The organism is Streptomyces sp. NPDC054863 (assembly GCF_053610825.1).
On sequence record NZ_JBSGZD010000368.1, the window covers coordinates 1 to 7,093 of the forward strand.

The window sequence follows — 7,093 nt, forward strand, 5'->3', positions numbered from 1 at the left end:
GTTTCCGGGGCCCCTTCTTCGTGCGCCCGTGGGGGCGCTCTACTCCTGGTGCCGCCGACGGGCCTCGGCGCGGCGCGTGCGCGGCTCCGGGGAGGACGGGAGCACCGCGAGGACGTCGCGTGCGTACGCGGCGGCGGGGAACGAGGACTGGGCGTCGACCAGCGCGTGGGCGGTGTCCGCATCGGCGTTCCGGGCGAGCCCGGCCGCGTACGCCAGGGCCTCGGGCCCGCCGACCCGGCCGAGCATCCGGACCGTGTAGAAGGCGTGGCTCGGGCTCAGTTCTTCGGGCCGCGGCAGCACGGGCACCACGGAGGGGCCGAGGCGGGCCAGTTGGGCAGCGTGTTCCGGGCCGGACGGCGGGACGACCGTGCGGAGCTGGTTCTGGACGTGGCGGGCCAGGGTCTCGTCGAGATAGGTGGCGTGCTGGGCGCAGAGGGCGGTCAGGACGGGGCGGGTGCCCTTTTCCAGGAGGCCGGTGAGCAGCCGGTGGAGTTCGCGGCGGTTGCAGTGGCCGGCCGCGAGCAGGACGACGTCCTCCCATTGCGGGTTCTCCGCGTGCAGGATCAGCTCGGCCAGATGATCTCCTTCGACGAATTCCCGTGCCGCCAGGAAATCCTGGAATGTGCGGTGGGTGAATTGGAAGAAGTCGTCGGTGCGTTCCTGGAGGAGACCGGTCCGGTTGACCAGGTGGGTGAGGATCGCGTCGGAGGAGCCCTGTGCGCGGACGCGTTCCATTCCGGCGAGAGCGGGCTGGAGCTGGCGTACGGCCTGGAGACGGGTGAATTCCGTTTGTCCGCCGCGGACCTGCCAGATCGCTATCCGCTGGAGCAGCTGGGTGTGTTCCTCGATGGTCATGTCGATGCCCTCGGGCGAGCCGATCCTGCGGCGTCTGTCGCGGTTGCCGAGAAGCATGTGGAGGGCGGAGCGGTAGAGGGCCCAGCGCGTTTCCGGGAGGAATCCCTGGCGGACCCGGTGCACCGCGCAGATCACCGCACAGAGCAGGGGAGTGCGGGCGAGGTCGGCGAGGGCCGGATTCTGGCGGAACTGGTGGGCGAGATCGCGCTCCAGGTCGGGCAGGTCCTCGTGGGGGTCGGAGGTGCTGAGGCGGGCGGCCTGGTGCCAGGCGGCGACAAAGGACTGGATGTCGCCGTTCCGCATGGGCAGAAGGCGTAATTCTTCGAAGCCCTCGGAGCCGAGCCAGCCCGGCTCGACGGCGAGGGGGCGGGACGTGACGATGCAGCGGTTGTCCGGGTAGCGGGCGAGGAGCTCCGAGAGCCAGGTGTGGGCGTCCTCCCGGTCGTCCTGGGAGACCTCGTCGAGGCCGTCGACCAGGATCAGCGCCCGGCCCGCCTTCAGCACGCGCCCCGCCCAGCCGTCCGGAGCCTCGTCGATCATCAGGCGGGAGGCGGTGGGGAGCTGGGCCGGGGCCGGGAAGGGGCGGCCCTGCGCGCGCAGGGTGCGGAGCGGGACGACGTACGGAACGAGGCCGTTGAGCCGGGCGAGCTGCGGGCCGAGGGTGCCGGCCGCGGCGTGGGCGGCGAGCCACCAGACGAGGGTGGTCTTGCCCGCGCCCGCGTCACCGCGCAGGAGGACGCGGGGGCGGGCGGTGAGGAGGGTGTCGATGCGCTGGGGGCTCCGGGCCGTCCTGTCGCCGGTGGACTGGGCCTCCAGGCTCAGGTAGGCGGTGTCGAGGTCCCACTCGGTGTCCGGCTTGCCCAGCTCGTCGAGGCCGAAGATCTTGGTCTTGCGGTAGGCGGCGCGCAGGGCCAGGGCGTATTCGCGCTCGTGGGGCGGGTCCTCGGGGTGGGAGCCGGTGATGTTCTCCAGCCGGAACGGCGGGTCCTGGTGCAGCAGGCCGTACACCTGACGGAAGGAGGCGTCCTCGGCGAGGAGCGCGAGCGGCACGCACGTCACGCGCCGCAGTCCGCGACCGGTCCGCACCGACCGTACGATCCCGAGCAGATTGCCGCCGGAGAAGACCGGGGCGCCGGAGAGGCCCGCCAGCGGAGAGGGCGCGCCGGGTTGCTCCTCGGCCGTCGGCGACTCCTCGGCCGCCGGCGGACGGTCGAACTCGAAGGTCAGCTCGCGGCGGATCAGACCGGCGGACGGCAGCACGGTGCCGGTGAAGTGGTCCGTGTCCAGCTTCCCGCCGTCGTACCGCTGGATGTGGGGGAAGCCGACGATCTCGCAGCCGGGGAGCGGACCGTGGGTGTCCGTGCTGCTCGGCCGGGCGTCGTGGTGCCAGGCGCGCTGCTCGGAGCCGTCCCGGGTCAGCAGGGCGGCGTCGAGCGCACGGCTGCGCCAGGCCACGCTGTACCGCCGGGTGCCCCGGTGGTCCGGGTGGGCGACCTCCACCGGGGCCCGGGGGTTGTCCCCGATGACGTGCGAGCAGGTCAGGACCGTACTGCCGAGGAGCACGCCGCTGCCCTGCCGGGTGCCGATCACGGCGACGGCCGCGCATGCGTAGTCGATGCTCATCGGCGGGCTCTCAATCGACCTCGCCGAAGCTGCTCAGGTCCGCCTCGGCGGGGTTGCCCACGTCCAGCGAGGCTCCCGTCCTGGTGACCTTCGGCTTCAGCGTCAGCGCCACCTTGTGCGTACGCCCCGTGGAGCGGGCCGCGTCGGCGCCCGCCTCCACCACCCACGCCTTCACCTTCGCGCCGCCCTTGATCTCCTTGCGGAGCTCGACGGTGAACTCCATCTGGATGTCGCCGACGGTGAATGTGATCTCCTTGCCCGCCGAGCGCGCGGCGGCCGTCATCAGCTGGTTGCGGACGGACTCGACCGCGTCCGCCAGTTCGATGCCGTCGAATTCGTGCGAGGAGTTGGCCATGGAGGTCCCCCTGAGCTGAAGTGGCGTGAACTGCTCACCCCTACAACGGGGTGGGGAGGGCTTCCGGTTCCCGCGGCGCGCAATTCACGCGTGCACGATCCGTACCACCGTCACCACCAGCACCGCCGCGCTCACGTAGTAGACGACCACCGCCCCGCCCGCGACCCCCTGGCGCCGGTCCTTCTCGCCCTTCACGTCTCTCGTGCCCTGGCCGTACGGATCCTTGGCGAGCGCGCGCATCGAGTGCTCGAAGCGCTGGCGGAGGTCGGGGTGCATCGCGTACCGGGCCGTCTCCGCGGCCGGGGCGTACTGGATGCGCAGACGTGTCATGAGGCTTCCGGGCGGGGTCGGGGCTCGTCGGACGAGGCCGCCACGCAGTCCGAGAAGTCGCCGGTCGCGAGGCGGGCGAACACGGCCTCGTCCTCCTCGGCGGCATCCGTCGGGGCCAGTGCCCAGCGGGCCAGGACCAAGGGGAGGTCGAGCGCCGGAGTACGGGCGATCTCGGCGTCCAGGTCGGCGGCCTGGGCGGCGGTGAGGGCGGCGCGGATGGTGGGGAGCGTGGCGGGGAGGTCGATCTGCCGGCCGCTGACGACCGTGTGCCAGATGATGCCGCCGGTGCTGCTGCCGCCGGTGTGGGTGCCGCCGGTGTGGGTGCTGCCGGCGTTGCTGTCGCTGCTGTCGTCGGTGGTGTTCCCGCTCTCGCCCCTGCGGTCCTCACCCATACGGTGCCCCTCCGGTCCGGCCAGCACGGTCCTCCGCCACCACGGTACGCCGACGCCCCTCATGCGGTTGAGACTTGCGCACGAGGGACGAACGGGCGGGGAAACAGCGGCTCGTCGTCCGTATGAGTGGGCGAGAGGTGTCCGATTGACGCCGGATCGGCCCGTACGGACATGGCGCACGGGCCCGTAAGGACGCGGCGCACGGGCCCGCCCGTGACAAGGCGCACAGGGCCGACCCCGCCTACTAGCCGGAATAGTGGTCCGGCCAGGACCTCCGGCGGGATCTTGGCGGAGAGAGGCACGGGGCCTTCGGCCGGAGCGGCGGGACCGCTGTGGAGCAGGGGCGTATGTCTGAATCCGGACGTTCTGGCTAGGAGCTAAACCCGCTCCGTCCAAGATTTTCCGGAGGGCGCAGGAGGGCCCCACAGGGCGTCAAGCGACGGAATTCCACCGATCCCACTACGAGGCCGCGTAGTAACTGGGGGTTTTGGGGCTCCGGACCCGGGCGGGTTACCAATGTGGAGCAAGCCCGGCGAACACGCCGGGTTCAGTCGCTTCCGGAGGTATCGCCCGTATGTCGAAGAGCGTCACATCCCGCCGAATCCGTACCGCCGTCGTCGCCACCGCGGTCGGTGCGGCGTGCGTGGTCGGCTCCGGGAGCGCCTTCGCCGCGGGGGCTTCGGTACCCGCGAAGGCCGCGGCTCCGGCGAAGGCCGACAAGAAGAAGGCCGCCAAGAAGAAGTCGTGGGCCAAGCCGGTCCAGCGGTACGCCCTCTCCGCCACGTACGGCAAGGGCGGCGGCATGTGGACCCACAAGCACTCCGGCCAGGACTTCGCCGTGCCGATCGGCACCACGGTCAAGGCCGTCGCGGCCGGCACCGTCGTCAAGGCGGGCCCGAACGGCGCCGGTGACGGCCCCGCGTACGGCAACGCGATCGTGGTGAAGCACGCCAACCACACGTACTCGCAGTACGCCCACCTGTCCCGCGTCCAGGTCCAGGTCGGCCAGCACGTCGCGGCCGGGAAGCAGATAGCCCTGTCGGGCAACACCGGAAACTCCTCCGGCCCGCACCTGCACTTCGAGATCCGTACGAGCCCGAACTACGGCTCCTCGATCAACCCGGTCTCCTACCTGCGCTCGGTGGGGGTCACCGTCTGACCCCGAAGAGCGTCACCGTCCGACCCTGAAAAGGAAGGGACGGTCAGGCCGAGTCGGCCTGGGTGATCAGCTCGATGGCGACTTCGAGGACGGCCTTCTGCTTGTCCTCGAAGTCGCCTTCGACGTCTTTCAGCGCGAACATCCCCGCGTGCATCGTGAAGAGCGCGCTCATGCACCTGACCTGGCCGATCAGCGGCCCGTCCGGCTCCCGCATCAGGGCCATCATCTTGAGCATCCGCTCCTTGAAGCTGTCGCCGATGCTCAGGTCCCGCACGGTCGCCTGGTTCTCCTGCATGAAGCGGAAGAGGGGGCCCGCGTCGTTCAGTGCGGCGCTGTAGCGGGTCAGCAGCTCCTTCTTGGTGTCCAGCGTGCGCGGCCGGCTCTCGCCCCACTCGATCAGCTCGTCCATCGGACGGGTCAGGTCCTCGAAGAGGCTGATCAGGATGTCTTCCTTGGTCTTGAAGTGGTAGTACAGCGCCGCCTTGGTCACGTCGAGCTTCTCGGCGATCTCCCGCAGCGAGGTCTTCTCGTACCCCTGCTCGGCGAACAGCTCCAGCGCCACGTCCTGAATGCGCTGACGCGTGTCACCCCGGCGCGGCCGGCTCGTCCCGCTGGCGCTGCTGTTCATCGTCGTACTCCCAAGGCTTGTTCAACTCGCCCAAGCTTACTTGACGCCCGGCTAGTTAGGGGTCTAACTTCCTGAAGTGTAGCCAGCTTGCCGGGCGGCAAGTAAGTACCACAGGGGAGCGGGATATGAAGACCACGGGGAAAGCGGCACCAGAGACGCCACCGGCGGAGCAGACCGGGAAGCAGCCGCGCAGTGTGCGCGTCGTCCTCCTCGCGCTCATGATCGCCATGCTGCTCGCGATGCTGGACAACATGATCATCGGCACCGCGATGCCGACCATCGTCGGCGAGCTCGGCGGTCTGGAGCACCTGTCCTGGGTGGTCACCGCGTACACGCTCGCCACCGCCGCCTCCACCCCCATCTGGGGCAAGCTGGGCGACCTCTACGGCCGTAAGGGCATCTTCCTCACTTCCATAGTCATCTTCGTCCTCGGCTCCGTGCTCAGCGGAATGTCCCAGGACATGGGCCAGCTGATCGGCTTCCGGGCCGTCCAGGGCCTGGGTGCGGGCGGTCTGATGGTCGGCGTCATGGCGATCGTCGGCGACCTGATTCCGCCGCGTGAGCGCGGCAAGTACCAGGGCATGATGGCCGGCGTGATGGCGCTCGCCATGATCGGCGGCCCGCTGGTCGGCGGCGCGCTCACCGACGGCCTCGGCTGGCGCTGGTCCTTCTACATCAACGTCCCGCTCGGCGCGCTCGCCCTCGTCATGATCACCACCGTGCTGCACCTCCCGAAGAAGACGCGCGGCAAGGCGAACATCGACTACCTCGGCACCATCCTGCTGACCGTCGGCATCACCGCGATCGTGCTGGTCACGACGTGGGGCGGCAGCGAGTACGCCTGGGGCTCGGGGCAGATCCTGGGGCTGGCAGCCGTCGGCGTCCTGGCGATCGGCAGCTTCCTGTACGTGGAGACGAAGGCCGTCGAGCCGATCATTCCGCTGCACATCTTCCGCAACCGGAACTTCACCCTCATGTCGGTGATCGGCTTCATCGTCGGCTTCGTGATGTTCGGCGCGGTCCTCTACCTGCCGCTGTTCCAGCAGTCCGTGCAGGGCGCGTCGGCCACCAACTCCGGGCTGCTCCTGCTGCCCATGCTGCTGTCGATGATGGTCGTCTCGCTGGTCGTCGGCCGGATCACCACCAGCACCGGAAAGTACAAGATCTTCCCGATCCTGGGCGGCGCCCTGGTCACCGTCGGACTCTTCCTCCTCTCGACGATGGGCACCGACACCACCCGCCTCGTCTCCGGGATCTACATGGCGGTCCTCGGTGCGGGCATGGGCTTCCTGATGCAGATCACGATGCTCGTCGCGCAGAACAGCGTCGAGCCGAAGGACATGGGCGTCGCGTCCTCGTCCACGACCCTCTTCCGTACGCTCGGCAGCTCGTTCGGCGTCTCGGTGATGGGCGCGCTGTTCACCGCCAGGGTGACCGACTCGATGGTGGCCCAGGGCGGGACCACCGGCGGGCTGCCGCAGGGAGCGGCGCTGGACGCGGCGAGCCTGCTCAAGCTGCCCGCGGAGATGCGCGAGATGTACCAGGTCGCGGTGTCGTCCGGCACGCACGGCGCGTTCCTGCTGGGTGCGGGCATCGCGGTGGTCGGGTTCGTGGCGGCGTTCTTCGTCAAGGAGGTCATGCTCAAGGGCGCGGGCCCGGAGAAGAAGGCCGAGAAGGCCGGGGCAGACACAGCCAAGGACGAAGTTCCGGCTTCGGTCTGAGGGACAGGGGAAGGGGGCCCGCAGCAACAC

Annotated in this window: 7 protein-coding genes; 2 read left to right on the plus strand and 5 right to left on the minus strand. The window is 69.8% G+C overall.

Annotation, left to right across the window (positions count from 1 at the left end):
* Positions 1-39: 39 nt before the first annotated feature.
* The 4 genes from ACWGIG_RS35315 to ACWGIG_RS35330 all read right to left on the minus strand — a co-directional run bounded on the left by ACWGIG_RS35315 (position 40) and on the right by ACWGIG_RS35330 (position 3,555).
* Positions 40-2,478, minus strand: a complete 2,439-nt coding sequence (locus tag ACWGIG_RS35315; RefSeq protein ID WP_453325793.1) for an NACHT domain-containing protein — start codon at positions 2,476-2,478, stop codon at positions 40-42.
* Between the two features lie 10 nt (positions 2,479-2,488).
* Positions 2,489-2,833, minus strand: a complete 345-nt coding sequence (locus ACWGIG_RS35320; RefSeq protein WP_453325794.1) for a trypco2 family protein — start codon at positions 2,831-2,833, stop codon at positions 2,489-2,491.
* 84 nt (positions 2,834-2,917) lie between these two features.
* On the minus strand, positions 2,918-3,163 hold the full coding sequence (locus tag ACWGIG_RS35325) for a hypothetical protein (RefSeq protein WP_453325795.1): 246 nt from the start codon (positions 3,161-3,163) through the stop codon (positions 2,918-2,920).
* Complete coding sequence (locus ACWGIG_RS35330) at positions 3,160-3,555, minus strand: hypothetical protein (RefSeq protein WP_453325796.1); 396 nt, start codon at positions 3,553-3,555, stop codon at positions 3,160-3,162. Before ACWGIG_RS35330 ends, ACWGIG_RS35325 begins: the two co-directional genes overlap by 4 nt.
* A gap of 574 nt (positions 3,556-4,129) precedes the next feature.
* Here ACWGIG_RS35330 and ACWGIG_RS35335 point away from each other — a divergent pair.
* Positions 4,130-4,714, plus strand: coding sequence for a M23 family metallopeptidase (locus ACWGIG_RS35335; protein ID WP_453325797.1), 585 nt, complete (start codon positions 4,130-4,132; stop codon positions 4,712-4,714).
* 43 nt (positions 4,715-4,757) lie between these two features.
* On the opposite strand, the gene ACWGIG_RS35340 is transcribed toward ACWGIG_RS35335, so the two are convergent.
* Complete coding sequence (locus tag ACWGIG_RS35340) at positions 4,758-5,342, minus strand: TetR/AcrR family transcriptional regulator (protein ID WP_453325798.1); 585 nt, start codon at positions 5,340-5,342, stop codon at positions 4,758-4,760.
* 125 nt (positions 5,343-5,467) lie between these two features.
* Here ACWGIG_RS35340 and ACWGIG_RS35345 point away from each other — a divergent pair, with 125 nt between their 5' ends.
* On the plus strand, positions 5,468-7,063 hold the full coding sequence (locus ACWGIG_RS35345) for an MDR family MFS transporter (RefSeq protein ID WP_453325799.1): 1,596 nt from the start codon (positions 5,468-5,470) through the stop codon (positions 7,061-7,063).
* Positions 7,064-7,093: the final 30 nt, after the last annotated feature.

Coding starts and splice junctions, on each gene's coding strand:
- ACWGIG_RS35315 (WP_453325793.1), bottom strand. CDS start 2,478: ATGAGCATCGACTACGCATGCGCGGCCGTCGCCGTGATCGGCACCCGG.
- ACWGIG_RS35320 (WP_453325794.1), bottom strand. CDS start 2,833: ATGGCCAACTCCTCGCACGAATTCGACGGCATCGAACTGGCGGACGCG.
- ACWGIG_RS35325 (WP_453325795.1), bottom strand. CDS start 3,163: ATGACACGTCTGCGCATCCAGTACGCCCCGGCCGCGGAGACGGCCCGG.
- ACWGIG_RS35330 (WP_453325796.1), bottom strand. CDS start 3,555: ATGGGTGAGGACCGCAGGGGCGAGAGCGGGAACACCACCGACGACAGC.
- ACWGIG_RS35335 (WP_453325797.1), top strand. CDS start 4,130: ATGTCGAAGAGCGTCACATCCCGCCGAATCCGTACCGCCGTCGTCGCC.
- ACWGIG_RS35340 (WP_453325798.1), bottom strand. CDS start 5,342: ATGAACAGCAGCGCCAGCGGGACGAGCCGGCCGCGCCGGGGTGACACG.
- ACWGIG_RS35345 (WP_453325799.1), top strand. CDS start 5,468: ATGAAGACCACGGGGAAAGCGGCACCAGAGACGCCACCGGCGGAGCAG.